General features: G+C 71.2%; 26 protein-coding genes and 1 pseudogene. 8 read left to right on the forward strand and 19 right to left on the reverse strand.

Annotation, left to right across the window (positions count from 1 at the left end; genetic code table 11):
• Positions 1 to 86 precede the first annotated feature (86 nt).
• The 4 genes from OH735_RS06500 to infC all read right to left on the reverse strand — a co-directional run bounded on the left by OH735_RS06500 (position 87) and on the right by infC (position 2,552).
• The gene (locus tag OH735_RS06500; RefSeq protein WP_266745197.1) at positions 87 to 920 is read right to left on the reverse strand and encodes an RNA methyltransferase; all 834 of its coding nucleotides are present in this window, start codon (positions 918 to 920) and stop codon (positions 87 to 89) included.
• Positions 921 to 1,045: 125 nt separating this feature from the next.
• Positions 1,046 to 1,429 (reverse strand): 50S ribosomal protein L20, encoded by a 384-nt coding sequence (rplT, locus tag OH735_RS06505; RefSeq protein WP_018103794.1) that lies wholly within the window; start codon positions 1,427 to 1,429, stop codon positions 1,046 to 1,048.
• A gap of 109 nt (positions 1,430 to 1,538) precedes the next feature.
• Positions 1,539 to 1,733, reverse strand: a complete 195-nt coding sequence (gene rpmI, locus OH735_RS06510; protein WP_072484441.1) for a 50S ribosomal protein L35 — start codon at positions 1,731 to 1,733, stop codon at positions 1,539 to 1,541.
• 120 nt (positions 1,734 to 1,853) lie between these two features.
• The gene (gene infC, locus OH735_RS06515) at positions 1,854 to 2,552 is read right to left on the reverse strand and encodes a translation initiation factor IF-3 (protein WP_406380235.1); all 699 of its coding nucleotides are present in this window, start codon (positions 2,550 to 2,552) and stop codon (positions 1,854 to 1,856) included.
• Positions 2,553 to 2,895: 343 nt separating this feature from the next.
• Between infC and OH735_RS06520 the strand changes: the two genes are divergently transcribed.
• Positions 2,896 to 3,258, forward strand: coding sequence for a DUF1844 domain-containing protein (locus OH735_RS06520; protein ID WP_093896122.1), 363 nt, complete (start codon positions 2,896 to 2,898; stop codon positions 3,256 to 3,258).
• A 102-nt stretch (positions 3,259 to 3,360) separates the two neighbouring features.
• Here the strand turns inward: OH735_RS06520 and OH735_RS06525 are convergent, their stop codons facing one another.
• From OH735_RS06525 to OH735_RS06535, 3 genes are all read right to left on the reverse strand, one after another.
• Positions 3,361 to 4,089 (reverse strand): SseB family protein, encoded by a 729-nt coding sequence (locus OH735_RS06525; RefSeq protein WP_406380236.1) that lies wholly within the window; start codon positions 4,087 to 4,089, stop codon positions 3,361 to 3,363.
• A gap of 279 nt (positions 4,090 to 4,368) precedes the next feature.
• The gene (gene mycP, locus OH735_RS06530) at positions 4,369 to 5,577 is read right to left on the reverse strand and encodes a type VII secretion-associated serine protease mycosin (RefSeq protein ID WP_406380237.1); all 1,209 of its coding nucleotides are present in this window, start codon (positions 5,575 to 5,577) and stop codon (positions 4,369 to 4,371) included.
• On the reverse strand, positions 5,574 to 6,467 hold the full coding sequence (locus tag OH735_RS06535) for a hypothetical protein (RefSeq protein ID WP_406386440.1): 894 nt from the start codon (positions 6,465 to 6,467) through the stop codon (positions 5,574 to 5,576). Before OH735_RS06535 ends, mycP begins: the two co-directional genes overlap by 4 nt.
• A 436-nt stretch (positions 6,468 to 6,903) precedes the next feature.
• Between OH735_RS06535 and OH735_RS06540 the strand changes: the two genes are divergently transcribed.
• A complete protein-coding gene (locus tag OH735_RS06540; RefSeq protein ID WP_406380238.1) occupies positions 6,904 to 8,106 on the forward strand; it encodes an amino acid deaminase/aldolase in 1,203 nt (400 codons plus the stop codon).
• A gap of 22 nt (positions 8,107 to 8,128) precedes the next feature.
• Here OH735_RS06540 and OH735_RS06545 read toward each other — a convergent pair whose 3' ends face one another.
• Genes OH735_RS06545 through OH735_RS06560 form a run of 4 tightly spaced genes read right to left on the reverse strand, consistent with a single transcriptional unit; the run spans position 8,129 to position 12,633 of the window.
• Positions 8,129 to 9,070: a DUF2510 domain-containing protein gene (locus OH735_RS06545; RefSeq protein ID WP_406380240.1), complete on the reverse strand. Its 942-nt coding sequence runs from the start codon at positions 9,068 to 9,070 to the stop codon at positions 8,129 to 8,131.
• A gap of 9 nt (positions 9,071 to 9,079) precedes the next feature.
• On the reverse strand, positions 9,080 to 9,871 hold the full coding sequence (locus tag OH735_RS06550) for a 3-oxoacyl-ACP reductase (protein WP_406380242.1): 792 nt from the start codon (positions 9,869 to 9,871) through the stop codon (positions 9,080 to 9,082).
• Positions 9,872 to 9,877: 6 nt separating this feature from the next.
• Entirely contained in the window at positions 9,878 to 11,257 is a 1,380-nt protein-coding gene (locus OH735_RS06555; RefSeq protein ID WP_406380244.1) for an aldehyde dehydrogenase family protein, read from the reverse strand.
• An 8-nt stretch (positions 11,258 to 11,265) separates the two neighbouring features.
• On the reverse strand, positions 11,266 to 12,633 hold the full coding sequence (locus OH735_RS06560) for a glutamine synthetase family protein (protein ID WP_406380246.1): 1,368 nt from the start codon (positions 12,631 to 12,633) through the stop codon (positions 11,266 to 11,268).
• Between the two features lie 109 nt (positions 12,634 to 12,742).
• On the opposite strand from OH735_RS06560, the gene OH735_RS06565 reads away from it, so the two are divergent.
• Positions 12,743 to 13,480, forward strand: a complete 738-nt coding sequence (locus OH735_RS06565) for a gamma-glutamyl-gamma-aminobutyrate hydrolase family protein (protein ID WP_406380248.1) — start codon at positions 12,743 to 12,745, stop codon at positions 13,478 to 13,480.
• A gap of 57 nt (positions 13,481 to 13,537) precedes the next feature.
• Here the strand turns inward: OH735_RS06565 and OH735_RS06570 are convergent, their stop codons facing one another.
• Positions 13,538 to 14,482, reverse strand: a complete 945-nt coding sequence (locus tag OH735_RS06570) for a LysR family transcriptional regulator (protein WP_406380250.1) — start codon at positions 14,480 to 14,482, stop codon at positions 13,538 to 13,540.
• Between the two features lie 70 nt (positions 14,483 to 14,552).
• Here OH735_RS06570 and OH735_RS06575 point away from each other — a divergent pair, with 70 nt between their 5' ends.
• Positions 14,553 to 15,704, forward strand: a complete 1,152-nt coding sequence (locus tag OH735_RS06575) for a TDT family transporter (protein WP_406380252.1) — start codon at positions 14,553 to 14,555, stop codon at positions 15,702 to 15,704.
• On the opposite strand, the gene OH735_RS06580 is transcribed toward OH735_RS06575, so the two are convergent.
• The 5 genes and pseudogenes from OH735_RS06580 to OH735_RS06600 form a co-directional block, all read right to left on the reverse strand.
• Positions 15,643 to 15,948 carry a helical backbone metal receptor gene (locus OH735_RS06580; protein WP_406386442.1) on the reverse strand — a complete coding sequence of 102 codons (306 nt, stop codon included), beginning with the start codon at positions 15,946 to 15,948 and terminating at the stop codon, positions 15,643 to 15,645. The genes OH735_RS06575 and OH735_RS06580 overlap by 62 nt on opposite strands.
• A 33-nt stretch (positions 15,949 to 15,981) precedes the next feature.
• Positions 15,982 to 16,183 (reverse strand): annotated as a pseudogene (locus tag OH735_RS06585) (helical backbone metal receptor); the annotation flags it as partial.
• Between the two features lie 15 nt (positions 16,184 to 16,198).
• Positions 16,199 to 16,744: a helix-turn-helix domain-containing protein gene (locus OH735_RS06590; protein ID WP_406380254.1), complete on the reverse strand. Its 546-nt coding sequence runs from the start codon at positions 16,742 to 16,744 to the stop codon at positions 16,199 to 16,201.
• A 161-nt stretch (positions 16,745 to 16,905) separates the two neighbouring features.
• On the reverse strand, positions 16,906 to 19,542 hold the full coding sequence (locus OH735_RS06595; RefSeq protein WP_406380256.1) for an ABC transporter permease/substrate binding protein: 2,637 nt from the start codon (positions 19,540 to 19,542) through the stop codon (positions 16,906 to 16,908).
• Positions 19,535 to 20,626: a glycine betaine/L-proline ABC transporter ATP-binding protein gene (locus OH735_RS06600; protein ID WP_406380258.1), complete on the reverse strand. Its 1,092-nt coding sequence runs from the start codon at positions 20,624 to 20,626 to the stop codon at positions 19,535 to 19,537. The genes OH735_RS06595 and OH735_RS06600 overlap by 8 nt, the downstream gene beginning before the upstream one ends.
• Before the next feature lie 357 nt (positions 20,627 to 20,983).
• On the opposite strand from OH735_RS06600, the gene OH735_RS06605 reads away from it, so the two are divergent.
• Both OH735_RS06605 and OH735_RS06610 read left to right on the forward strand, forming a co-directional pair.
• Entirely contained in the window at positions 20,984 to 21,892 is a 909-nt protein-coding gene (locus OH735_RS06605) for a 5'-3' exonuclease H3TH domain-containing protein (RefSeq protein WP_406386443.1), read from the forward strand.
• A 73-nt stretch (positions 21,893 to 21,965) separates the two neighbouring features.
• Positions 21,966 to 22,808, forward strand: coding sequence for a siderophore-interacting protein (locus tag OH735_RS06610; RefSeq protein WP_406380260.1), 843 nt, complete (start codon positions 21,966 to 21,968; stop codon positions 22,806 to 22,808).
• Between the two features lie 63 nt (positions 22,809 to 22,871).
• On the opposite strand, the gene OH735_RS06615 is transcribed toward OH735_RS06610, so the two are convergent.
• Positions 22,872 to 23,603, reverse strand: a complete 732-nt coding sequence (locus OH735_RS06615; RefSeq protein ID WP_406380262.1) for a MerR family transcriptional regulator — start codon at positions 23,601 to 23,603, stop codon at positions 22,872 to 22,874.
• A gap of 192 nt (positions 23,604 to 23,795) precedes the next feature.
• On the opposite strand from OH735_RS06615, the gene OH735_RS06620 reads away from it, so the two are divergent.
• Positions 23,796 to 24,737 carry a hypothetical protein gene (locus tag OH735_RS06620; RefSeq protein WP_406380263.1) on the forward strand — a complete coding sequence of 314 codons (942 nt, stop codon included), beginning with the start codon at positions 23,796 to 23,798 and terminating at the stop codon, positions 24,735 to 24,737.
• The gene (locus OH735_RS06625; RefSeq protein ID WP_406380265.1) at positions 24,734 to 25,204 is read left to right on the forward strand and encodes an ABA4-like family protein; all 471 of its coding nucleotides are present in this window, start codon (positions 24,734 to 24,736) and stop codon (positions 25,202 to 25,204) included. The genes OH735_RS06620 and OH735_RS06625 overlap by 4 nt, the downstream gene beginning before the upstream one ends.
• A gap of 56 nt (positions 25,205 to 25,260) precedes the next feature.
• Here OH735_RS06625 and OH735_RS06630 read toward each other — a convergent pair whose 3' ends face one another.
• A complete protein-coding gene (locus OH735_RS06630) occupies positions 25,261 to 25,455 on the reverse strand; it encodes a hypothetical protein (protein WP_406380266.1) in 195 nt (64 codons plus the stop codon).
• Between the last annotated feature and the right edge of the window lie 102 nt (positions 25,456 to 25,557).

Consider the following 25,557-nt stretch of genomic DNA (forward strand, 5'->3'; position numbering starts at 1 on the left):
CGGTCCCCGGCCGGCCGCGACGTGCGCCACCCCGACGACGCGGCACTGGTAGCGGTGGCCCTGCGGGCCAGGACCGCGGCCGCCGATCAGCGGCGCGGGCGCTGGGCCCGGGCGGAGGCGTACAGGCACACGGCCGCCGCCGTCGCCAGATTGAGGCTCTCCGCCTTGCCGTGGATCGGCACCCGCACGACGGCGTCGGCCAGTGCGCGGGTCTCCTCGGGCAGGCCCCAGGCCTCGTTACCGAAGACCCAGGCGGTCGGACCGCCCATGGTTCCGGCGTCGAGCTCGTCGTCGAGGTCGTCCTCGCCCGCGCCGTCGGCGGCGAGAATCCGTACGCCCGCGTCCCGCAGCCCCTGTACGGCCTGCTCGACCGGGACACCCACGGCGACCGGCAGATGGAAGAGCGAGCCGACGGAGGCCCGGACGGACTTGGGGTTGTAGAGGTCCACCGAGGCGTCGGTGAGCACGACGGCGTCGGCGCCTGCGGCGTCGGCGCAGCGCAGGACCGTACCGGCGTTCCCCGGGTCGCGTACGTGGGCGAGCACGGCGACCAGTTTCGGCTTCGCGGCGAGGATCGCGTCGAACGGCGAGTCGAGGAAGCGGCAGACGCCGATCAGGCCCTGTGGGGTGACGGTCTGCGACACGTCGGCGAGCACGCCGCCGTCCGCGAGGTGCACCCGCGCGCCCGCCGCGTGGGCGGCGTCGACGATGTCGGCGTACCGCTCGGCCGCCTCGACGGTGGCGAACAGTTCGATCAGTGTCGGTTCGCCGTCGCTGCCGCGGTGTTCGGCGGCCTCGCGCACGGCCTGCGGCCCCTCGGCGATGAACCTGCGCTCCTTGCCGCGGAAGTTGCGCTTGGCCAGCCGCCGGGCGGCGGTGACGCGTGGCGATCGCGGGGAGATCAGTTCGGGGGTGCCCATGGTCGGCGGCGAGCCTCTCTGCGTACGGAGGTGACGGACGTACGGAAATTGTCGTGCAACGCACCGGACCCGCAGACGACGAGCGCCTGCGGGTCCGGCTCAGAAAACAGGAAGTGCGACCTGGGTCAGGCGGCCTTCGGGGCGTTGACGTCGCTCGGGAGGGCCTTCTGGGCAACCTCGACGAGGGCGGCGAACGCGTTGGCGTCGTTGACCGCGAGCTCGGCCAGGATCTTGCGGTCCACCTCGATGTTGGCGGCCTTCAGACCCTGGATGAGGCGGTTGTACGTCATGCCGTTCTGGCGGGCAGCGGCGTTGATGCGCTGGATCCACAGCTGACGGAAGTCGCCCTTGCGCTTCTTGCGGTCGTTGTAGTTGTAGACGAGGGAGTGGGTGACCTGCTCCTTCGCCTTGCGGTACAGGCGGGAGCGCTGGCCCCGGTAACCGCTGGCCTGCTCGAGGATTGCCCGGCGCTTCTTGTGGGCGTTTACTGCCCGCTTGACGCGTGCCACTTTTTAACTCCTTGTAGCGGGGCCGTGGTTGGACTCACACGGCCCGGAAACGAATTGGTCCCGGTCTGAGTCGAGCTCGCCGCCCACGGGTTCACCGCGGGCCGCGGACTCACTTGCCGAGAAGCTTCTTGATCTTCTTGGCGTCGGACGGAGCCACTACGACCGTGCCGGTCAGCGAGCGGGTCTTCTTGGACGACTTGTGCTCAAGAAGGTGGCGCTTGCCGGCGCGCTCACGGAGCACCTTGCCGGAGCCGGTGATCTTGAAGCGCTTGCTGGCACCGCTGTGCGTCTTGTTCTTCGGCATCGCGCCGTTCTCTCCTCGTCAGTGGCGCCCCTCTCGGTGCGGGCACCGGACAACAGGGGCGTCAGATCTTGGTGGGAATTCCGTGCAGACCCGGGGCCGCCTGGATGGCGGCCCCCTGAGTCACGCCTCGGAAGGGGTGTCGCCCGGAGCCTCGGGCTGCGCTTCGGCAGCCTCGCCCGCGGGTTCGGCGTCGTGGGTGGAACCCTGACGCCCCGCCTTGCGGGCGGCCTGGGCCTCGCGGGCCTCGGCCATGGCTTCGGTCTTCTTCTTGTGCGGGCCCAGAACCATGATCATGTTCCGGCCGTCCTGCTTCGGGTTGGACTCGATGAAACCGAGTTCCTCCACATCCGAAGCGAGACGCTGGAGCAGTCGGAAGCCCAGCTCGGGGCGGGACTGCTCACGACCACGGAACATGATCGTGATCTTGACCTTGTCGCCTTGCTTGAGGAACCGGACGACGTGACCCTTCTTGGTGTCATAGTCGTGCGGGTCGATCTTCGGCCGGAGCTTCATCTCCTTGATGACCGTGTGCGCCTGGTTCTTGCGCGCCTCACGGGCCTTCATGGCCGACTCGTACTTGAACTTCCCGTAGTCCATGAGCTTGCACACGGGCGGACGGGCGGTCGCCGCCACCTCGACCAGGTCGAGGTCGTACTCCTGTGCAAGTTCCAGGGCCTTGGCAAGCGGAACAATCCCGACCTGCTCGCCGCTGGGACCGACAAGTCGCACCTCGGGAACGCGAATCCGGTCGTTGATGCGGGGCTCGGCGCTGATGGATCCTCCTCGGTAGCACCACGCGGCCGTCTGGCGGACAGCCACGTAACGTCTGTTTTCGTCAGACCAACCGCGCCGGCGCAAGAAAAATGCCCCGGACGGGACACAGGCGGGGCTCCTGGAACAACCGGAACACCGCCGCGGTCAACCGCGGGGCGCATCGGGCGGCTCCATCGTCCGTACGGAACGATGGGCGCCACCTGACCGGTGACCCGCTGTCCGAACGGACAGCCAGGTGGGAGATCGGAGCCTCCACTTGTGGGCTGAGCACATAGCTGCACAGCCGGTCGTAACACAAGGTTAGCAGCTCCCCCGGGCGGGCGCGAACCGCCTGCCGCCATCACTCCCGCAGACGGGGCGGCACCGGAGTGGGCCTATCGTATGGCGCATGAGTGACGCGACCCCCACCACCGATTCCCCCGGCTTCGACGACATGGCCCGCGACATCGCGGAGGTGCCCGCGGTCGAGGTGATCGTGACGGTCGCGGTCAATCTGATGAGCGCCGCCGCCGTGAAGCTCGGGCTGACCGAGGACGGCGACGAGCACAAGGACCTCGACGAGGCCCGCAAGCTGGTCCATGCGCTGGCCGGTCTGCTGGACGCCAGCACCACCGAGATCAGCTCCTTCCACGCGGCTCCGCTGCGTGACGGCCTGAAGTCGCTGCAGCTGGCGTTCCGCGAGGCGTCGCTCGTGCCGGACGAGCCCGGCCAGGGCCCCGGCGAGAAGTACACCGGCCCCGTCTTCGGCTGAGCCCGCACGGCCCCCGGTTCCTCCTCGTTCCTCCTCCCGGCTTCTGCCGACTGTGAGCCCCCGCCCGGGTCGGGCGGGGGCTCACAGTCGTAAAGCACCGGATCAGCGGGTGAACAGCGGCCGACCGAGCGTGGCCGCATCGGCCGGGAGCAGCGCCAGGTCCAGGCCCCGCACCAGGCGGGCGCGCAGGACGTCGTCGGCTGCCAGCCGTTCCGCGACCCGGCGGGCCGCGTCGGCGGGGTCCGCGCCGGATGCGAGGACGAGGGCGAGGGTGCCGTCGGCCCGGCCGGGGCCGAGGTGGGCGCGGAGCACCGCGGGCTCGGCGGCGACCGCGTCCCGTACCGCGGCGGTGACCGCGGGGTCGTCCAGCGGGTCGGCGCTGGCGCGGCCTTCGGCGAGGGCCCGCAGCGCGGTCCCGGTCAGTTCGAACGCGACCGGGCCGGCGAGGTCGAGGACCACCGTGTCCGCCTTCTCGTGCGCGGCGGCCTGCAGCGCCTGGTGCAGGGGTACGGCGACGGGGCGGGCCTGCGGGTCCCAGAGCGCCAGCGAGGCGGTCGAGGTGAACGCGGGCAGGGCGCGGCGGTCCCCCGCCTGGAGGGTCGGGACGGCCATGTCGCTGGTCTTCTCGCGGCGCAGGCCCTTCTCGTCCTCCTCCACCTCCCCGAGCACGGCGACGACCGGGACCAGGAGCCGGGCGCCCCTGAGGGCTTCGAGTACCGGGCCGACGGCCTTCCGGTCCTCGGCCCAGGCGGCGAGTGCCGCGGTCAGGGCCGGGGCGGCCGTGCCGTCGTCGTCGGAGTAACCGGGGTCCGGAATGTTCTTCATCGCCACAGGGCGAGCGTAGTGCCTGGGGTTTCCCGCTCCGGCAACCGGTCGGGCCGAGCGGGCTCGCGGACGGGCTCGACGGCGTGGGGTGGGGCGGTGGACGTGCTCGACACGGGGATGGGGCGGTGGACGTGCTCGACGCCGAGGGTGGGGCGGTGGACGTGCTCGACGCCGAGGGTGGGGCGGTGGAGGTGCTCGACACGGGGGTGGAGCGGTCGACGTGCTCGACGCGGGGGTGGGGCGGTCGACGTGCTCGACGCGGGGGGGGTGGAGCGGTGGCCGCGGTCAGCGCCGTACGGTGGATCGCCCGCCGCGCCACAGCACCACGGCCAGTGCCAGCAGGACCGCTCCGAGGCCGCCCGCGGCCGGGGCGAGCCAGCCTGCGGGGCCGCCGTCGTGGTGCTCGGAGCTGGGACCGGGACCGAAGTACCGCTTCCGGTATCCGGCCTCGGTGGATTCCGCGCGCAGACCGCCCGGACGGAGCCCGGCCCCGGCCTCGATCGCCGCTGCGGGGTCGACGATGCCGTACCCACGGGCGTCATCCCGGCCGGACTCCGGGGCGCTGCGGGCGGTGTCCGTGAGCAGTTGCCTGATCTGGGCGGGCGTCAGTCCCGGATGTGCGGCGCGGACCAGGGCGACCGCGCCCGACACGAACGCGGAGGCGGCTGAGGTGCCCCACTCCACGTAGTACTGGCGGTCGGGGGCGGCGACGACGATGTCGACTCCGGGGGCGCTGACGGTCGCGTACCAGCGGCGGGTGGAGAACGCGGCATGGGTGCCGTACCGGTCGACGGCGGCGACCGCGATCACGCCGGGATAGGCGGCGGGGTACGAGATGTGGTCGCCCTTCTCGCCTCCGTTGCCCGACGAGGCGACGACGACGGCGCCCTTCTTCAACGCGTACTGAATGGCGGCGTCCTCGCCCGGTTCGGGGTGGGCGGACTTGCTGTCGTCGCCGAGCGAGAGGTTGATGACGTCGGCGCCGTGGTCGGCGGCCCAGCGGATGCCGTCGGCAAGGGCCGTGCCACGGGACTCCCGGGCCTTGGCGCGGGCCGGGTCGGAGGCTTCGAGGATCACCCGGACCGGGAGGATCTTCGCCTCGGGCGCGACGCCCAGGACCCCGTCGCCGCCTCCGACACCATGGCCGTGACCTGCGATGATCCCCGCCATCGCGGTACCGTGCCGCGCCCAGGACCGGTCACCGCGGCCGGCGCCGAAGCCGATCATGTCCTTGCCGGGCAGCACCTGGCCCGCCAGGTCGGGGAGGCTGCCGTCGACCCCGGTGTCGACGACCGCGACGGTGATTCCCCTGCCCTTGGTGGTCCGCCAGGCCTGATCGGTGTGGAGCGCCTCGAGGCCCCATTGCTGGTCCCGGATGGCGTCGGCCCTGGCCGGTGCCGCGGGCAGCAGCGCGAACGCGGTGGCGGCGCAGACCGCCCCCAGGGCGCGGCGGCGGGTGCGGGTGCGGGTGCGGGTGCGAGTGCGGCGGATCATTCCGGCTTCTCCGTGAGGTCGGTGATGGTCCGGCGCAGGCCGCGCTCGATCCGGTCCGCGATTCCCTTCGCCTCGTGGCCGAGGCCGGCCTGGGCGGCGGCCGTGGTGGCGTTCTCGGCCACGGCCTTGTCGACGGGTTGCGGATCGGTGACCGTACGCCCGTCGGCGAAACCGGAGACGGCGAACACGACGACGGGGACCTCGGTCAGTACGTGGACGGTCCAGCTGGCGCGCTGCCGGTCGCCGAACCCCTCGGCGACCGTGCCCTCGACGGGGTACGTGCGGGGCATCAGGTCGGTACGCAGGCCGAGGTGCTGGTCGGTGAAACGGGAGCTCAGCGCTCGCATGGCCTCGGTGTCGCCCTCGGTGAAGACCACCCCGACCGTGGTGACGCTGCTGCTGGTGGCGTCGGTGTAGGTGGCGCGGAGCATGCGCGCGCAGCCGACCGGGCCGAGTGTCTGGGCCAGCAGCGGGTCCAGGCCCGCCCGGCAGCCGCTGTCCGGTGCGACGGCGACCCGGGTCCAGACCCGGTCGGCGCCGCCGGGCCCCGCCCCGTCGCCGGCCAGGGTGCGCGGAAAGAGGGTGTCCACGGGGACGCTGTGCCAGACGGAGCGGCCCACGGTGTAGGCGCTGTGGGCGGCCGGGTCGGCGGAGGAATCGCTGGTGAGCCAGGCGCCGGTGGCCGCCCCGCCGATCAGTCCGAGTCCGAGCACGACGCAGGCCGCGGCGGTCACGGTCCGGACGGGGCGGCGGCTGCGGACGGGGCGCAGCCGGGTGGTGGTCTCGGCGGGCGTCTCGGGAACCGGAGGGCGGTACGGGTACGGGTGCGGCTGCTGGTACGGGTGCGGGATGTGCGGCGGGGCCGCTCCCGGACGCGGGGTGAGGTCCACGGCGCCGACGGGCCGTCGCCGGGGGGCGGCGGGCGGCTGCTCGGGGCGGGGCGGGGTCGTGTCCGGCACAGGCACGGCGGGGGACACGGGCGCGGCGGGTGCGGGCGCAGGCACCGCTGCCGTGGGCGGTGGCGGGTTCGTCGGGTGCGGCGGAACAGGTGCGCCCGTCGACGGCGCGGCCGGACCCTGCACCGATGGTGGCGGGGTCGTGGGTCGGGGCGGGACAGGAGCGCGCTGCGCCTCGGTACTCATCCGCCCCCCTGGTCCTCTTCCGTACCGTGCGCGGATCGACGTCACAGGCAGGCCCGTTGGTTGCCGCGTGCCCGTCACTCTACGGGGTGCAACGGCCCCCGTGGGAGCAGGCCGCCCTGCTCACGGGCGATCTGTACGGATCATCCCCCTACCCAGCGGTACGGACGTCTGGCAAGCTGCGGCCATGACTGCCCGCGCCGCTGACCGGACCCGTTACAACCGGGCCACCGCCCATCTGGACGCCCCGATAGCCGTCGTCGATCTGGACGCGTTCGATGCCAATGCCGACGATCTGGTGCGCCGGGCCGCCGGGAAGCCGATCCGGGTGGCGAGCAAGTCGGTGCGCTGCCGGGCGCTGCTGGAACGGGTCCTCGCGCGGCCCGGGTTCGCCGGGATCATGTCGTTCACGCTGGCCGAGTCGCTGTGGCTGGCGCGGGCCGGTTTCGAGGACGTGCTGCTGGCCTACCCGTCGGCCGACCGGGCCGCCTTCGCGGAACTGGCCGCCGACCCGAAGCTGGCCGCGGCCGTGACCGTGATGGTGGACGACCACGCGCAGTTGGAGCTGATCGACGCGGCGCGGGCCGGTGGCCGCGAGGAGATCCGGGTCTGTCTGGAGCTGGACACCTCGCTGCGGCTGCTCGGCGGCCGGGCCCGGATCGGCGCCCTGCGTTCCCCGCTGCGCTCCCCCGCCCAACTGACCGAGCTGGCACGCTCGGTGACGCGCAGGCCCGGCTTCCGGCTGGTGGGGCTGATGGCGTACGAGGGGCACATCGCCGGGGTCGGGGACGCGGTCGCCGGGCGGCCGCTGCGCTCCCGGGCGATCCGGCTGATGCAGGCCGCGGGCCGCAAGGAGCTGGCGGCCCGGCGGGCCGAGGTGGTGCGGGCGGTACGGGCGGTGGCACCGGACCTGGAGTTCGTGAACGGCGGCGGCACCGGCAGTGTGCAGCACACGGCGGCGGAGCGTGCGGTGACCGAGATCGCGGCCGGGTCGGGGCTCTACGTACCGCGGCTGTTCGACAACTACACGTCGTTCACGGCGCGTCCGGCGGCGCTGTTCGCCCAGCCGGTGGTGCGCCGGCCGGGCGTGGGCGTTGTGACGGTCCTCGGGGGCGGCTATCCGGCGTCCGGGCCGGCGGGGGCGGACCGGTTGCCCGTCCCGTACCTGCCGGAGGGGCTGCGCTACGACCCGCAGGAGGGGCCGGGCGAGGTGCAGACCCCGCTGCTCGGCGCCCCGGCCGACGATCTGCTGATCGGTGACAAGGTGTGGTTCCGGCACGCGAAGGCCGGTGAACTGTGCGAGCGCTTCGATGAGTTGCAGCTGATCGAGGGCGACCGGGTGACGGCGACCGTGCCGACGTACCGGGGCGAGGGCCGTACGTTCCTCTGAGCCCGCAGAGCCGCGGCCGGCCTCAGGGAGCCACGGAACTGCCCACGCCGCCGCTTGTCGCGCTGTCGTCGATCGGCCGGATTCCCTCGGTGATGGTGTCCATGAGGGAGAGCGGCGGCCCGTCGGGCCCCGCGTCGAAGGCGTAGCGCACGATGACGGGTGATTCGCTGCCGACCGTCGAGGGAAAGACGAGCGACTGCACATAGCCGCCGGGGCCCTTGCCGGTCGTGACCCGCCAGCGCACCCGGTAGCCGGTGCGCCCGGCGACGCTCACGGCCTCGGAGGCGAGTTGCCGGTGGGACGTGATGCCGCCGTGGATCCGGTCGCCGACGATGTTCTCCTCGTAGGCGCTGTCGGCGGCGGCGGTGATGTCCTGCTCGGCGAGCTTCTCGGCGGAGGTGAGGTCCGTGGCGTTCGCCGTGCGGGTGGTCACCGTGCCGTGGTAGCAGAAGTCGGAGGAGTCGCCGGGGCATCGGTACGCGTCGACGGTCCGCATGGTGAGGGCCTCGTCGACGGTGCTCCGGGGCTTCTCCCACCCGTCGGGGATCGGCAGCGTGATGCCGTTGAGCTGGTCGACGAGGACCTTGGGGTCGCTCCCGGCCGGTGTCGGGCTCGGCTTCGGAGTGTTCCGGCCGGCGCCTGGTAGCGGTGCGGAGCTGCTCGGTCCGGTCTTCGGCCGCGTACCGCCGTCGTCGCCCCTGCCCAGCAACAGGGCCCCGGTGACGGCCGCGCCGACGACGACCAGCCCGGCCGCGGCGAGCGCGACGATCCGGGTGGCACCGCCGGTTGCCGCGCTGCCGCCGCCGTTCCCCGGTGCGTTCGCGACCGGTTCGGGGGGACCGAACCGCGGGGGTACGGCGGCGGTCGGGCGGGTGTGCGCGGTCCATGCCGTGCCGTCCCACCACCGTTCGGTGCCCGGTATCGCGGCGTCCGGATACCAGCCGGGCGGAGTCGCGTTGCTCATCCCGCCACTCTAGAGGGGGGTGACATACGCCCCGGAGATTCCTCCGTCGACGAGGAAGTCGGTGGCGTTGACGAACGAGGAGTCGTCGCTCGCGAGGAACGCGACGGCCGCGGCGATCTCCGTGGCCTCGGCGAACCTGCCGACCGGGATGTGCACGAGCCTGCGGGCCGCCCGTTCCGGGTCCTTGGCGAACAGCTCCTGGAGCAGCGGGGTGTTGACCGGTCCGGGGCACAGCGCGTTGACCCGGATGCCCTCGCGGGCGAACTGCACGCCGAGTTCACGGGACATGGCGAGGACGCCGCCCTTGGACGCGGTGTACGAGATCTGGCTGGTGGCCGCGCCCATGACGGCGACGAAGGACGCGGTGTTGATGATCGAGCCGCGGCCCTGGCGCCGCATGTAGGGCAGGGCGGCCTTGCAACAGAGGTAGACGGAGGTGAGGTTGACGTCCTGGACGCGCTTCCACGCCTCCAGGCCCGTGGTGAGGATGGAATCGTCGTCGGGCGGGGAGATGCCCGCGTTGTTGAAGGCGATGTCGACGGAACCGTAGGTGTCGAACGCGGTCCTGAAGAGCGCCTCGACCTGTTCGGGGTCGGTGACGTCGACGCGTACGAAGGTGCCGCCGACCTCCTCGGCCGCGGCCTTGCCGGCGTGCTCGTCGATGTCGGCGCAGACAACGTTCGCGCCCTCCGACGCCAGGCGGCGTGCAGTGGCCAGGCCGATGCCGCCGGCGGCGCCGGTGATGACGGCGGTGCGGCCGGCGAGGCGGCGGCAGATGTTCTCGCTGTCGGTGATGGTCATCCCGGTTCAGGCCTCCGTACTGATGAAGACGTTCTTGGTCTCGGTGAATGCGGTCAGCGCGTCGGGGCCGAGTTCGCGGCCGAGCCCGGACTGCTTATAGCCGCCGAACGGGGTCCAGTAGCGGACGCTGGAATGGGAGTTGACGGAGAGGTTCCCGGCCCGGATCGCCTGCGAGACGCGTAGCGCGCGGCCCACGTCCCGGGTCCAGACTGAACCGGCGAGGCCGTACTCCGTCGCGTTGGCGAGCCGGACGGCGTCGGCCTCGTCGTCGAAGGGAAGGACGACGGCGACCGGCCCGAAGACCTCCTCGGTGGCGACGGGTGAGTCCGGGCGGACGTCGACGAGGACGGTCGGCGGGAACCAGAATCCGGGCCCCTCGGGCGCTTTGCCGCGCAGCGCGGTCGCGTCCTCGGGGACGTGGCTGCGGACCCGTTCCCGTTGTGCGCCGGAGATGAGCGGGCCCATCTGGCTGTTCTCGTCGCAGGGGTCGCCCACGACGACGGATTCGATCGCGGGCGCGAGGAGTTCGAGAAAGCGGTCGTACGCGGACCGCTGCACCAGGATGCGGCTGCGGGCGCAGCAGTCCTGGCCCGCGTTGTCCAGGAACGCCATGGGCGCGGCGGCCGCGGCGGACTCGATGTCGGCGTCGGCGAAGACGATGTTGGGGCTTTTGCCGCCGAGTTCGAGGGTGAGCCGCTTCACCCGGTCGGCGCACTTGGCCATGATCTGCTTGCCGATACGGGTGGAGCCGGTGAAGACGATCTTGGCGACGCCGGGGTGCTCGACCAGGGCGTTTGCGGTGACGTCGCCGGCGCCCGGCAGCACCTGGAAGAGGTGTTCGGGAAGGCCCGCGTCCAGGGCGAGCCGGGCCAGCCGCAGGGCGGTGAGCGGAGTGGTCTCGGCGGGTTTGAGGAGCACGGCGTTGCCGGCGGCGAGGGCGGGGGCGAAGCCCCAGGCGGCAATCGGCATGGGGAAGTTCCAGGGTGCGATCACACCGATGACGCCGAGGGGTTCGAGGAAAGTGATGTCGATTCCGCCGGGAACCGGGATCTGCCGGCCCGCGAGTCGTTCCACTCCCCCGGCGGCGTAGTCGAGCAGATCACGGACATTGCCCGCTTCCCAGCGGGCGTTGCCGAGGGTATGACCGGCCTCCTGGACTTCCAGGCGGGCCAGCTGCTCGGCCTCCCCGTCGACGGCGGCGGCGAAGCGACGCAGCAGCCGGGCACGGTCCGCGGGCGCGAGGGCGGCCCAGGTGCGCTGGGCCGTCGCGGCTCGGGCGACCGCCCTGTCGACCTCGGCGAGGGTGGTGGACGGGACGGTGGCGAGGAGTTCTTCCGTCGCCGGGTTGAGCACGCGGTGTTCCACCGCGTGGTCGGGTGTGGTCACTCGGTGCCTCACAGGCGTTCGAAGGAGCGGTGGAGCTCCCAGTCGGTCACCGCGGCGTCGAAGGCTTTGAGCTCGACGCGCGCCATGTTGCCGTAGTGCGCGACGACTTCTTCGCCGAAGGACGCTTTCGCCAGCTCGCTGCGTTCCCACAGTTCGGCTGCTTCGCGCAGCGTGGTGGGGACGTGGTCGTACGCGGCGGCGTAGGCGTTGCCCTCGCACGGCTCGGGAAGTTCCAGGCCCTTCTCGATGCCGTGGATGCCCGCCGCGATCAGTCCGGCGACGGCGAGATACGGGTTGACGTCACCGCCGGGCAGCCGGTTCTCGAAGCGTGTCGAGGGGCCGTGGCCGACGACGCGGAGGGAGCAGGTGCGGTTGTCGTGGCCCCAGGCGACGGCGGTCGGGGCGAAGGAGCCCGGCTGGAAGCGTTTGTAGGAGTTGATGTTCGGTGCGTAGAGGAGGGAGAAGTCGCGCAGGGCGGCGAGCTGTCCGGCGAGGAAGTGGCGCATCACCGGGGACATGCCCCCGTCCTCGCCCGCCATGACGCTGCGCCCGGCCTCGTCGGTGGACCGGAGGGATAGGTGGATGTGGCAGGAGTTGCCCTCTCGTTCGTTGAACTTGGCCATGAAGGTGAGCGCGACGCCCTCCTGGGCGGCGATCTCCTTGGCGCCGGTCTTGTAGACGGCGTGCTGGTCACAGGTGACCAGGGCTTCGTCGTATCGGAAAACGATCTCGTGCTGGCCGGGGTTGCACTCGCCCTTCGCGGATTCGACGGTGAGGCCCGCGGCGGCCATGTCGTTGCGGATGCGGCGCAGCAGCGGCTCGATCCGGCCGGTGCCGAGGACGGAGTAGTCGACGTTGTACTGGTTGGCCGGGGTCAGATCGCGGTAGCTGCGGTCCCAGGCCTGCTCGTAGGTGTCCTTGAAGACGATGAATTCGAGTTCGGTGCCGACGTGGGCCGTGTAGCCGTGCCCGGCGAGTCGTTCCAGCTGTCTGCGGAGGATCTGGCGGGGTGCGGCGACCACGGGGGCGCCGTCCTCCCAGGCGAGGTCGGCGATGGCCATCGCGGTGCCCGGGTGCCAGGGGACGCGGCGCAGGGTGGTGATGTCGGGGTGCAGCGCGAAGTCTCCGTAGCCGCGCTCCCAGGAGGACATCGCGAATCCGTCGACGGTGTTCATGTCGGTGTCGACGGCGAGGAGGTAGTTGCAGCCTTCGGTTCCGTGTTCCATGACTTCGTCGAGGAAGAAGGGGGCCGCGAACCGTTTGCCCTGCAGTCTTCCCTGCATGTCGGGGAAGGCGAGGACCACGGTGTCGATCTCGCCGCTCCCGACGAGGACGCGCAGTTCCTCGACGGAGAGCGGGGCTGTTCGGTCGGACACGGATGGATCCTCTCCTCGCAGGCCGACGGGTGATCCAAATCTATGGGCAGCGAAAGGGATTTGGATACGGTGCCGGTGCGTGCCGCGTGCCGGGTGAAAGAGGGATCTGATGAACCGTCCGCTGATCGGAATCAGCACCTATCTGGAGGCTTCGACGCGCTGGGGCGTCTGGGACCTGCCGACGACTCTGCTGCCTGCCGGCTACGCACGCCTGGTCCGCGAGTCGGGCGGTCTGGCTGTTCTGCTCCCGCCGGACGATCCGGACCTCGCGGCGTCGGTGGTGGCGCGGCTGGACGCGGTGGTGATCGCGGGCGGGCCCGATGTGGATCCCGTACGGTACGGAGCCGACCGCGACCCGCGGACGGGGCCGCCCGCACCGGAACGCGACGGCTGGGAGACGGCCCTGATCCGTGCCGCGCTCGGTTCCGGTACTCCGTTGCTGGCGATCTGTCGTGGCATGCAGCTGCTGAATGTGGCGCTCGGCGGCACGCTCACCCAGCATCTGGACGGTCACAGCGGCCCGCAGGGCGTGGCGGGAAGGTTCGGCTCGCACACGGTGGCGCCGGTGCCGGGGACTCGGTACGCGTCCGTCGTGCCCGAGGAGACCACCGTCCCGACCTATCACCACCAGTGCGTGGAGCGGCTCGCTCCCGGCCTGGTCGCCTCGGCGCACGCGGCGGACGGCACGGTCGAGGCGATCGAGCTGCCGGGTGCGCAGTGGGTGCTCGGGGTGCAGTGGCATCCGGAGATGGGGGACGATCCGCGGCTGATGCAGGCCGTGGTGGTGGCCTCGACGTGCCGGCCGGCCCCGTCCCGTGCGCCTGCCGGGGACCACGGGGACCGGTGAGCGTGTGCGCCTCGGGCCGGTGCATGGGGCTGGGACCTCTCGTACGCGGGTCCCCCGCTACGCGTCCCGCTCCGTCGGTGGCATGTCCCGGCCCGTCAGTGACAGCAGATCGCGTGCCGGTCCCGTCGGGCGGTGGCCGGCGGGCCAGACGGCGCGCAGTTGGCGCCTCAGTCGTACTCCGGCGATCGGGATCTTGACCAGGCGCCGGGAGGACAGCTCCTCGCCTAGCGCCAGTTCGCTCAGCACGCAGGGGCCCGCGCCGCTCTGGGCCGCTCCCTTCACCGCGGTGGTCGAGGAGAGTTCGAGCAGCGGCTGGGCGAGGCCGCCGTGGGCGGCCAGGGCCGCGTCCAGGACCTGGCGGGTGCCGGAGCCCCGCTCCCGCAGGATCAGCGGGGTCGCGGCCAGCTCCTGAGGGGTCAGCGGCGTGCGGCGGCGGGCCCATGCGTGGGACGGAGCGACGACGACGACCAGCCGGTCGTGGGCGATGACGGTGCCGTCGAGGCCTTCCGGCACGGACAGGCCCTCCACGAAGCCGAGGTCGGCCTCGCCCACGAGCAGTCGGCCCGCGACGGCCGCCGAGTTCCCGGCGAGGAGCGAGACCGCGGTGTCCGGCCGTTCGGCGCGCAGCGCTATCAGCCAGCCCGGCAACAGGTATTCGGCGATGGTCATGGAGGCGGCGACCCGCAGCCGGGAGTCCCGCCGGTCGCGCAGCGCCTGCGCGCCCGCGTCGAACGCCTCGGCCGCCTCGACGATCCGGCGCGCCCAGTCGGTGACCAGCGCGCCCGCGTCGGTGAGCCGGGAGCCGCGCGGCGAACGGTCCAGCAGGGCGAGGCCGAGCTGCTGCTCCATGGACCGGATGCGGCTGCTGGCCGCGGGCTGGGTGACGCCGACGTCGCGTGCCGCGCGCCCCAGGCTGCCGTGCCGGGCGACCGCGAGCAGCAGTTCCAGCGCACCGAGGTCGGGGACCCGGTGGGAGAGGGGGACATGTTCTTCGCCGGACATAAAGCCAGCTTATGAGCTCATAGAGGCGGAGTCCCTGGTGGGGTTCGTCCCCCGCCACGAAAATCGTGGCATGGCCATCTTTCCGCAGACGCAACAAGCCCCCGCCCCGTATCCGGCCGCCCTGCGGCTCCCTCACCTGCGGTACGTCGGCCCCAACTGGTACGCAACGGTCATGGGCACCGCGATCGTCGCGAGCGCGGGTGCGACGCTGCCCGTGCATGTCCCGGGACTGCGCGCTGCCTGCACGGTGGTGTGGGCGCTCGCGACGGTGATGCTCGCGGTGGTGCTCGCGGCCCGTGCCGGGCACTGGGCCGCCCATCGCGACCAGGCCCGTACGCATCTGCTCGACCCCACCGTCGCCCCGTTCTACGGCTGTCTCTCGATGGCCCTGCTGGCGGTCGGCGGCTCGTCAATGGTGGTCGGCCGGGACGTCATCGGGCACGGGGCGGCGCTGGCCCTGGATGTGGTGCTGTACACGGCGGGCACGGTGATCGGGCTGGCCGCCGCGGTCGCGATCCCGTATCTGATGGTCGTACGCCACCGGGTCGAGCCCGGCACCGCGTCGCCGGTGTGGCTGCTGCCGGTGGTGGCGCCGATGGTCTCCGCGGCGCTGGGTCCGCTGCTGGTGCCGGAGCTGCCTGCCGGTCAGTGGCGGGAGGCGATGCTGCTGGCCTGTTACGCGATGTTCGGGCTGAGCCTGCTCGCCACGCTGGTGATGCTGCCGCTGATCTTCGCCCGGCTCGTTCACCAGGGCCCGCTGCCGCTCGCGCTGACGCCCACGCTGTTCCTGGTCCTCGGCCCGCTGGGCCAGTCGACGACCGCGGTCAATCAGCTCGCCGATGTGGCGCCGGGCGCGGTCGGGGAGCCGTACGCCTCGGGGTTCGGGGCGTTCGCCGTGCTGTACGGGGTGCCGGTGATGGGCTTCGCGCTGATGTGGCTGACGCTGGCCGCCCTGCTGGTGGTGCGCGCCGTGCGGAACGGAATGACCTTCAGCATGACGTGGTGGGGCTTCACCTTCCCCGTCGGTACGTGTGTCACCGGCGCCGCGGGTCTGGCCCGGCACACGGGTCTCACGGCGTACACCTGGCTGGCCGTCGCGCTGTACATGCTGCTGGTGGCGGCGTGGGCGGTGGCCGGGCTGCGGACGCTGCGCGGGCTGCTCAGCGGAGCGCTGCTCGCAGCGCCGCAGGGGCCTGCGCCAGTGACGGCCCGTACCACGTGAGGAATCGCCCGTCGACGAGCGCGGCGGGCAGTGCGGGGAAGGCTTCGGGGCCGTCGTCCGCGGTGAAGCGGTACGGCTCGTCGGGCAGGACGAGAGGTCGGCGCCCGCCGCGTTGAGTGCGTCGAGCGGATACGGGGGCAGCGCTCGGCGTGGTCCGCGTAGACGTTCTCGACGCCGACCCTGACCAGCAGGCCCCGGCGAAGGTGTCGCGGCCCAGGAGGGTGCGGACCGTGGTGACGAGCACCTCGATGCCGGCGGCCCCGACCGCCGCGAGGTCGGGTTCGCGGTTCTCCTCCTCGTTGGCGATGCCGAGATCGGGCCGGAGCGCGACGATCGCCGCCACGTCGGGATTCTTGGTGCCGCCGATCCGGGCCGCGGTCAGGCCCGTGGGTGCAGCAGTCGGTGACGCCGACCAGCAGGCCCGGGGCGGTTGCGGCGACGGCCTCGGTGAGCGACGGGACCAGGGAGACGACGCGCACGGCGGACAGCCTCTCTCAGCGACGCGGGTCGAAGGTGGCGTCGATGTGCTCGGCGACGGCGACGACCAGCAGTCGCGTGCCGGGCACCGTGGCCCGCCAGCGGTGGCGCACACCGCCGGACAGGAACAGCGTGTCGCCCTGCTCCAGCCGGTACGCCTGCCCCTCGGCCTCCACCTCCGCCGCGCCCTGCGCCACGTACATCACCTCGTCGTTGCGGTGCTGGAACTCGCGCCCGAGGTCCAGCTCGCCGGTGAACTCCAGGGCGCTGAGCTGATGGCGTCCGCGCACCACCCTGCGTACCCCGTCGCCCTCGCCCGCCCGTACGACCTCGACGGCGCGCGCCGAGTCCGCTGCGGCGCGCAGCCGTGCCGTGCTGGTCTCCAGCGCTTCGGCGACCCGGTCCAGGGAGCGGGCGCTGGGCCGGGCCCGCTCGTTCTCGATCTGGCTGAGGAACGGCACGGACAGGCCGCTGCGGGTGGCGACCGCGGCCAGTGTGAGCCCCAGGGATCTGCGCCGTCGGCGGACCGCGGCGCCCACGCGGAGTGCTTCCTTGTCGTCCATGTCCGGCTCCCTCCCGACTCGTCATCCTCCCGGCTGCCGGCACATTACGCACACGGTTACGCAAGGTCGGCCGGTGGATGAGCGTCTTCCTGACAGCCGGAAGGGGTGGGCACCGCCGTCGGCGGTGCCCACCCCTTCCCGTTTTCGGGTCCTGTCGGACCCTACTGCGGGGCCATCGTGTCCGCGATGCCCGGATTCTTCTCCATCCAGGCCTTCACGGCCTCTTCCTCATGTCCCGCACCGCGCTTCTGGATCTGGTTCTCCAGGCCGGCGAGCTGGTCCTCGCTCAGCTTGAAGTTCTTGAACCACTTCGTCAGCTGCGGGTAGTTCCTGGGGAAGTCCTTGCTGGCGATGGTGTGCAGCCGGTCGCCGTCGCCGAAGGCCTTCTCGGGGTCCTTCAGCTTGGTCATGCTGAACTCGTTGTACGCCCAGTGCGGCGTCCAGAGCAGCACCGCGATGGGCTCCTTCTTGGCGTACGCGCGCTTCAGCTCGGACAGCATCCCCGGCGTCGAGGAGTCGACGACCTGGTACTCCTTGTCCAGGCCGTACGTCGGCAGCACGTTCTTCTTGAGGTTCTCCATCGTGGCGGTACCCGGCTCGATACCGATGATCCGGCCCTTGAACTCCGAGGACTTGCCCTTGAGGTCGGCGAGGGTCTTGACGTCCTTCACGTACGAGGGCACCGCGACCTCGATGGACGTGGGGCCGTACCACGAACCGATGTCGGTCAGCTGGGAGCCGTACTTGTCCCAGTAGTTCTTCTGGGTGTACGGCAGCCAGCCGTCGAACTGCACGTCGATCTGCCCGCGTGACATCGCGGCGTACATCGGACCGACCTCGAACTGCTTGAGGTTGATCTTGTAGCCGCGCTCCTCCAGGACCGCCTTCCACAGGTACGTGGCGGCGATGTCCTCCTCCCAGGGGAACCAGGCCATCTCGACGGCGCGGTCGCGCTCGTCCTTGCCGTTCGCACCCTTGGGCGCGGCGGCCTTGGCGACGGGGGTCCACTCGTCGGCGACACCCGGGTTGGCCTTCAGCCAGGTGCGGACCGCCTCCTGCTCGTTGCCGGTGCCCGACTTCTGGATCTGCGCCTCAAGACTGGTGAGCTGGTCCTCGCTCATCTTGAAGTTCTTGAGCCAGCTGCCGACCTCGGGATTGTCGGCGGAGAAGCCCTTGCGGGCCAGGGTGTGGATGCCGTCGCCCTTGCCCCAGAGGTTCTTGGGGTCCTTGAGCTTGGTGAGCTCGAACTGGTTGTACGCCCAGTGCGGCGACCAGAGCGGGACGACGATCGGTTCCTTCTTGGCGTACGCCCGCTTCAGCTCGGCCAGCATCGACGGGGTGGAGCCGTCGACGACCTTGTACTCCTTGTCCAGGCCGTAGCCCGGCAGGATCTTGTCCTTGAGCAGGCCCATTTCACCGGCGCTCGGCTCGATGCCGACGATCCGGCCCTTGAACTGCGACGCCTTGCCCGACAGGTCGTCCAGCGACTGGACGTCCTTCAGGTACGAGGGGACGGCCAGCTCCAGCGAGGTGGAGCCGTACCAGGAGCCCATGTCCTCCAGGCGGTCCTGGTACTTCTTCCAGTAGCTGGCGTGGGTGACGGGGAGCCAGGAGTCGGTCTCGAAGTCGATCTGGCCGTTGGCCATACCGGTGTAGAGCGCGCCGGCCTCGTACTGCTTGACGTCGACCTGGTAGCCGCGCCGCTCCAGCATCTCCTTCCAGAGGAAGGTGGAGGCGATGCCCTCGTCCCACGGGATGTAACCCATGCTGATCTTCTTGCCCGCGCCGACGTTCGAACCGTCGGCGGTGCCGGTGGACTTGCCCGAGCCGGACGAACCGAAGATGCCCATGGCACCCGCGACGAGCGCGAGGACGACGATGCCGGAGACGGCGACGACGGGCTGCGGGCGGTAGTTCCAGATCTTCAGTCCGCCGGCCATCGACTGCGCCTTCGCCAGCGCGCGGCGGGCGAGCGGGGAGACCTCGCGGCCGAGCGCGCCGGTCATCCGGTCCAGGTACATCGCCACGATGACGATGGAGATGCCCGCCTCGAAGCCGAGGCCGACGTCGACGTTGCCGATGGCGCGGTAGACGGCGCCACCGAGGCCGCCGCCGCCGACCATGCCGGCGATGACCACCATGGACAGGCCCAGCATGATGACCTGGTTGATGCCCGCCATGATCGTGGGCAGGGCGAGCGGCAGCTGGACCCGCAGCAGGGTGTTGCGCCGGGTGGTGCCGAACGCCTCGGCCGCCTCGACGAGTTCGCCGTCGACCTGGCGGATGCCGAGCTCGGTCATCCGGACGCCCGGGGGCAGCGAGAAGATGATGGTGGCGATGATGCCGGGCACCACGCCGACGCCGAAGAAGATGACGCCGGGGATCAGGTAGACCATGGCGGGCATGGTCTGCATGAAGTCCAGGACCGGCCGGGTCACGGCGCTGACGGCCTTCGAGCGGGACGCCCAGATGCCCAGCGGTACGGACAGCACCAGCGCGATGATCGTGGCAACGAGCACCAGGGTGACGGTGTCCATCGCCTCATCCCACAGCTCGACGGAGTCGATGAGGGCGAACCCGACGAAGGCGAGCACACCCGCGAGCAGACCGCGCAGCCACCAGGCGATGACGGCGACGATGCCCGCGAAGAGCAGCGGTGCGGGGGCGGAGAGCACGGCGGCGATGCCGTCGAACATGCCGCTGACGATCGAGCTGATCGCGTCGAACAGCCAGGAGAGGTGGGTCTGCAGCCAATCGACGCCGGAGTCGACCCAGTCACCGAGAGGGAGCCTAAACATTGGCCACCTTCTTCGTGTCGACCACGCCGGGCCTGACGTCCTGCGGCGCCTCGGCGGGGATCATCGGCTCGGCGGGAGTCATCGGCTCGCCGAGGACGGCGAGCAGCCGGGCCCGCGGTACGACGCCGACGAGCTTGCCCTCGGTGTCGGTCACGGCGACCGCCACACCGCTCTGCGAGCAGGGCGTGAAGAGGTCGATGATCGGCGTGGACTCGGTGACGGTGGCGGGGGCGGCCGCCAGCACGTCGGCGGCAGTACGCAGCTCCTTGCCGTCGTCCGTGGTGGTGCCCATGACCGTGTGCGGCTCGGCCATGATCGCGCCCGCGGTCAGCACCCGGGAGCGGTCGACGTCCTGGGTGAAGGAGGCGACGTAGTCGTTGGCCGGGGTGACGAGGATGTCCTCGGCGGTGCCGAGCTGGACGATCTTCCCGTCACGCATCACGGCGATGCGGTCGCCGAGGCGCATGGCCTCGTTGAGGTCGTGGGTGATGAAGACGATCGTCTTCTTGAGGCGCTTCTGCAGTTCGAGCAGCTGGTCCTGCATGTCGCGGCGGATCAGCGGGTCGAGCGCGCTGAAGGACTCGTCCATCAGCAGCAGGTCGGCGTCGGTGGCCAGGGCGCGGGCCAGGCCGACACGCTGCTGCATGCCGCCGGACAGCTCGTCGGGCCAGGACTTCTCCCAGCCGGCGAGGCCGGTCAGCTCCAGCGCCTCGGCGGCGCGCTGCTCGCGCTCGGCGCGCGGCACACCCTGCACCTCGAGGCCGTATCCGGCGTTCTCCAGCACGCTGCGGTGGGGGAAGAGCGCAAAGTGCTGGAACACCATACTGATCTTCGAGGACCGGACGTGGCGCAGCTCGGCGGGGCTCAGGGCGGTCAGATCCTGGCCGTCGAACAGCACACGGCCGGCTGTGGGTTCCAGAAGGCCGTTGAGCATGCGCAGCAACGTGGACTTTCCGGACCCGGACAGACCCATCACGACGAAGATCTGGCCCGGTTCAACGGTGAACGAGGCGTCGATCACCGCTGCGGTCGTTCCGTCGGCGCGCAGCGCATCGCGGTCGACGCCGCTTTCGAGCTTCTGCACGGCTTGATCGGGTCGTCTGCCGAACACTTTGTACAAGTGCTCGGCTTGCAGCCTTGACACATACACCTCGCGGGTTGAACCGAAAACGGTCTGCCACCCCCTCCGGCAGACCGTGGAGCGACGCGGATTCGGCCCGCATGGCACGTGCAGCAGTTGAAATTGCTACGTGCTCCGCTCCGGCTGCGCGCCTGCCCCCACTTACACGAGCCAAACACAAGAGTGACCCAGCTCACATACAAGTGGGCGTTGTTGAGAGCGGGGCCACCCCCGGCCCGGACCTCCCTGGCGGCCGGTGCCGGTGAGGTGCGACGGGCTGTCAGTGGGGTGCGGCATCATCGGGGTGTGACGCGACGCCTGATGCTCCTCGACACCGCCTCCCTCTACTACCGCGCCTACTTCGGGGTCCCCGATTCGGTCCGCGCCCCGGACGGGACGCCGGTCAACGCCGTGCGCGGGCTGCTCGATTTCATCGGGCGCCTGGTGCAGGACCACCGGCCGGACGACCTGGTCGCCTGCATGGACGCGGACTGGCGGCCGCACTGGCGGGTGGAGCTGATCCCGTCGTACAAGGCGCACCGGGTCGCGGTGGAGACCGCCGAGGGACTGCCCGACGAGGAGGAGACCCCCGACACCCTGGCCCCGCAGGTGCCGGTCATCGAGGAGGTGCTCGATGCGCTCGGCATCGCCCGGGTGGGCGTCGCGGGTTACGAGGCGGACGACGTGATCGGCACGCTCACGGGCCTGGCCACCGGCCCCGTGGACATCGTCACCGGCGACCGGGATCTCTATCAGCTGGTCGACGACGCCCGCGGGGTGCGGGTGCTCTACCCGCTGAAGGGGGTCGGCTCGCTCCAGCTGACGGACGAGGCGTGGCTGCGGGAGAAATACGGGGTGGACGGCTCCGGATACGCCGATCTGGCCCTGCTGCGCGGCGACCCGAGCGACGGACTGCCCGGCGTCCCGGGCATCGGCGAGAAGACGGCGGCGAAATTGCTGGACGCCTTCGGCGATCTGGCCGGGATCATGGCCGCGGTCGACGATCCGGCCGCCAAGCTGACAACCTCGCAGCGCAAGCGGCTCGACGAGGCCCGGGACTACGTCGCCGTCGCGCCGAAGGTGGTCCGTGTCGCCGGTGACGTACCCCTGCCGGAGTTCGACCCCGCACTGCCCTCCGAGCCGCGCGATCCGGTCGCGCTCGAAGCCCTCGCGAAGCGGTGGGGGCTGGGCGGCGCACTGCAACGCCTGCTCTCCGCGCTGCACGCCTGACTCCGGCCCTCCACAGCACAGGACCGAGGTGCTAACTTAGGTAAGCCTAAGAAATCGGAGCAGGGAGAACCTCGTGGCAGAACGACCGGCACGGCAGGCACCCAGGGCGCAGGGGGCCCACGTTCTGCGCACCGAGCAGATCACCCCGCACATGGTCCGTGTGGTGCTCGGCGGTGACGGTCTCGCCGATTTCGGGCTCTCCGGGTTCACCGACCACTACGTCAAGCTCTGCTTCGCCCCCGAGGGTGCCAAGTACGCGCACCCGTTCGACGTGGCCCGCATCCGCGAGGAGCAGCCGCGGGAGCTGTGGCCCACCACCCGTACGTACACGGTGCGCTCCTGGGATCCGGTCGCCCGGGAGCTGGCCATCGACTTCGTGGTCCATGGCGACGAGGGCCTCGCCGGCCCCTGGGCGATGCGGGCGGCCCCGGGTGATCCGGTGACGTTCCTCGGCCCGGGCGGGGGCTACGGCCCGGACGCCTCGGCGGACTGGCACCTCCTGGCGGGCGACGAGAGCGCCCTCCCAGCCATCGCGGCGGCCTTGGAGCAGATGCCGGCGGGCGCGGTGGTGCACGCGTTCGTCGAGGTGGCGGACGCGGCGGAGGAGCAGAAGATCGTGTCGCCCGAAGGCGTCGAGGTGACCTGGCTGCACCGCGGGGAGCGGCCCGTCGGCGAGGCACTGACCGCCGCGGTGAAGGAGCTGGACTTCCCGGCGGGCGAGGTCCAGGCGTTCGTCCACGGCGAGGCGGGCTTCGTGAAGGAGATCCGCCGCCATCTGCGCCTGGACCGCAGGATCCCGCTCCCCCAGCTGTCGATCTCGGGCTACTGGCGGCTCGGCCAGAGCGACGACGCCTGGCGCTCGGTCAAGCGCGAGTGGAACGCACAGGTGGAGCGCGAGCAGGAGAAGGCGGCGTAGCACCGGCCCACTCCCCTAAGCCCCGGTCCCCGGCCGGGGCTTACGCGTTCCCGGAGCACCGGCTCACTCACTGTCGGCAGGCGCCACCACCCCACCGTCACCGTCGCCGTACGCACCCGCCCCACCCGTGCCGCCACCGTCGCCGTCAACACGCGCCCCGCCGTCACCCACCGTCTCGTACGCGCGCGCGGACGCGTCCACGTGCGCGAGCCGTCGCAGCGCGCTGAACATCGCCTCCCCCAGCACCGTGCCGACGACCACGCTCTCCACCAGGTCCTCGCGCGCCACCCGCCGCCCCACGTAGTCGAGGTCGGCCCGCGCGACCGGTTCGGCGGCGGCCGCGTAGTCGTCGAGCAGCCCGACGAATCCGCCGTGCCCGGCCTGCCGCAGCGCGACGAGCACCCCGGCCAGGCACTCGCCGGCCGGGCCGCGCGCATCGACCAGCCAGCCGCGCCGTTCAACCAGCTCCGCCACCTCGTCGCGGGCGTCGTCCAGTTCGGGCCCCGGCTCGCTCCCCTGAAGCGGAGTCAGGCGCTTCGACGCGACGCCCAGCACCTTGTGCACCGGCTGCTCCGGGTCCTCGACCGCCCGGAGCACATCCCCGATGGCCGCGAGCGAGAGTCCGCCGACATCCAGCAGGGCACGGATCAGCCGCAGCCTGCGCTCATGACCGGAGTCGTAACTCGCCTGGTTCGGGCTCGTCAACTGCCCCGCGGGCAGCAGTCCTTCACGTACATAGAACTTGATCGTTGGTACCGGAACCCCGGACCTGCGACTCAACTCACCGATGCGCACCGCGTGTTCTTCCTTCCGCGCTTGCCAACTCCCCGACCCATCATAGATAGTTCCACTATCGAATAGCGGGAAGTGCTGCTATCCATAATTCCAAAGGGGAACCTCATGTCTTCATGGACTTCACGGACTTCACGGACTTCATGGACTTCATGGCGCTCATGGCACCGGCCGTTAGTCCTCTTCGCGGCGGCGATGGCCGTGATGACGGCCGTGTCGGCGGTGGGGCTGATGGTCGACGACCGAGTCCTGGCAGGCGCGGCCATCTGGTTCAAGCCGTTCAAGTTCGCGGTCTCGTTCGTCGTCTACGCCCTCGCGCTCGCCTGGATGCTGACCCTGGTCACCCGTGGCCGGCGCGTCGGCTGGTGGGCCGGGACCGTGGTCGCGCTCTCCAGCCTGGTCGAGATGGCGATCATCACCGGCCAGGTGATCCGCGGCAAGCGCAGCCATTTCAACCACGCCACGCCGTTCGACGAGACGCTGTTCAACCTGATGGGCATCACCGTCACCGTCCTCTGGGCCGGCACGCTGGTCATAGCCGTCCTGCTGCTGCGAGCCCGGATCGCCGACCGCGCCGCCGCCTGGGCGATCCGCTCGGGTGTCCTGCTCGCCCTGGTGGGCGCCGGATTCGGCTTCCTGATGACGCAGCCCACGCCCGGGCAGCGGGCGGCGGGGAACCTGGACACCGCCGCTGTGATCGGCGCGCACTCCGTCGGCGTCCCGGACGGCGGCCCGTCGATGCCGCTCACCGGCTGGTCGACGACCGGCGGCGATCTGCGAATACCGCACTTCGTCGGCATGCACGCACTCCAACTGCTGCCGCTCTTCCTGCTCGTACTGCTCGCACTGGCTCCGCGCTTCCCCCGGCTGCGCGACCCACGGGTCCGGCTGCGGCTGGTCCTGGTCGCCTCCGGCGCATACGCGGCGGTCGTCGCACTGGTCGCCTGGCAGGCGCTGCGCGGTCAGCCGCTGATCCACCCCGACGGCGCGACGCTCGGCGCCGCGGCCCTGATCGTGGCGGCGAGTGGAGCCTGCGGCTATGCGGCACTCAGGCCGACTCCCGTACCGCAGAAGCCCGTTCCCGAAGCCGACGTGCTCGCCGGCTCCGATTCCCCTGCGAAGGAGTTTGCGGCATGACCGGTGCGCTCTTCGAGATCTCGTTCTTCCTGGCGGCCCCGTTCTGGCTGCTCATGATCCTCGCGCCGAACTGGCGCCCCACGGCACGCGTCGCCGCGTCGCCCCTCACCGTCCTGCCGGTGCTCGCGGTCTATCTGGTCATGGCCGTGCCGGTCTTCCCCGAGCTCTGGGACGCGGTGCGCAGCCCCGACATCGACACCTTCCGCGATCTGATGGCCCTGGCGAACGGGGCGGGGGCGATCTGGGCGCAGGTCATCGCCTGGGATCTGCTGCTGGGCCAGTGGATGTTCCTGGAGGGCCGCCGGCTGGGGATCTCTCCGCTGGTGATGGGGCCGCTGCTGGTGCTGACGATTCTGCTGTCGCCGGTCGCACTGCTGGTCTTCCTCCCGCTGCGCGCGGTACTGAAGCCGAAGGCCCGGCCGGGTATCGGAATCCCGGACCGGGCCGGCCACGCGTCGCTGCAATAGGGCTTGGGTCAGAGGAACTTCTGGTACGAGCGGAAGGTGCGCCGGCGGTCGGCGAGTCAGGCATCCTCGCTTGCCTCTTCCTGATCGGGGATGCGCTGTCCGCGCGAGTCCGCGACCCTGAGTGCGTCCGTCAGGACTACTGTCAACCGGCATGCCAAACAGCGGTATTCGGTGGCCGACAGGGTTTTCGCGCTGGGCGCCGTGGCGTCGCGGGCGTACTCCAACAGTTCCTGGCCCATGCCAAGCTGCACCGTCTCGATGCTGTCGGCGAGGGTAGAACGACATCGGCATGGTGAACAGCAGCCGGCGTACGCCGACTCCGTTGCAGGACACCGGGTTGTAGTCGGTCGGGC

Source organism: Streptomyces sp. NBC_01618 (genome assembly GCF_045209435.1).
Classification (GTDB): domain Bacteria; phylum Actinomycetota; class Actinomycetes; order Streptomycetales; family Streptomycetaceae; genus Streptomyces.

Coding starts and splice junctions, on each gene's coding strand:
- OH735_RS06500 (WP_266745197.1), bottom strand. CDS start 920: ATGGGCACCCCCGAACTGATCTCCCCGCGATCGCCACGCGTCACCGCC.
- rpmI (WP_072484441.1), bottom strand. CDS start 1,733: ATGCCGAAGAACAAGACGCACAGCGGTGCCAGCAAGCGCTTCAAGATC.
- OH735_RS06520 (WP_093896122.1), top strand. CDS start 2,896: ATGAGTGACGCGACCCCCACCACCGATTCCCCCGGCTTCGACGACATG.
- mycP (WP_406380237.1), bottom strand. CDS start 5,577: ATGATCCGCCGCACTCGCACCCGCACCCGCACCCGCACCCGCCGCCGC.
- OH735_RS06540 (WP_406380238.1), top strand. CDS start 6,904: ATGACTGCCCGCGCCGCTGACCGGACCCGTTACAACCGGGCCACCGCC.
- OH735_RS06545 (WP_406380240.1), bottom strand. CDS start 9,070: ATGAGCAACGCGACTCCGCCCGGCTGGTATCCGGACGCCGCGATACCG.
- OH735_RS06550 (WP_406380242.1), bottom strand. CDS start 9,871: ATGACCATCACCGACAGCGAGAACATCTGCCGCCGCCTCGCCGGCCGC.
- OH735_RS06565 (WP_406380248.1), top strand. CDS start 12,743: ATGAACCGTCCGCTGATCGGAATCAGCACCTATCTGGAGGCTTCGACG.
- OH735_RS06570 (WP_406380250.1), bottom strand. CDS start 14,482: ATGTCCGGCGAAGAACATGTCCCCCTCTCCCACCGGGTCCCCGACCTC.
- OH735_RS06575 (WP_406380252.1), top strand. CDS start 14,553: ATGGCCATCTTTCCGCAGACGCAACAAGCCCCCGCCCCGTATCCGGCC.
- OH735_RS06590 (WP_406380254.1), bottom strand. CDS start 16,744: ATGGACGACAAGGAAGCACTCCGCGTGGGCGCCGCGGTCCGCCGACGG.
- OH735_RS06595 (WP_406380256.1), bottom strand. CDS start 19,542: ATGTTTAGGCTCCCTCTCGGTGACTGGGTCGACTCCGGCGTCGATTGG.
- OH735_RS06605 (WP_406386443.1), top strand. CDS start 20,984: ATGCTCCTCGACACCGCCTCCCTCTACTACCGCGCCTACTTCGGGGTC.
- OH735_RS06620 (WP_406380263.1), top strand. CDS start 23,796: ATGGCCGTGATGACGGCCGTGTCGGCGGTGGGGCTGATGGTCGACGAC.
- OH735_RS06625 (WP_406380265.1), top strand. CDS start 24,734: ATGACCGGTGCGCTCTTCGAGATCTCGTTCTTCCTGGCGGCCCCGTTC.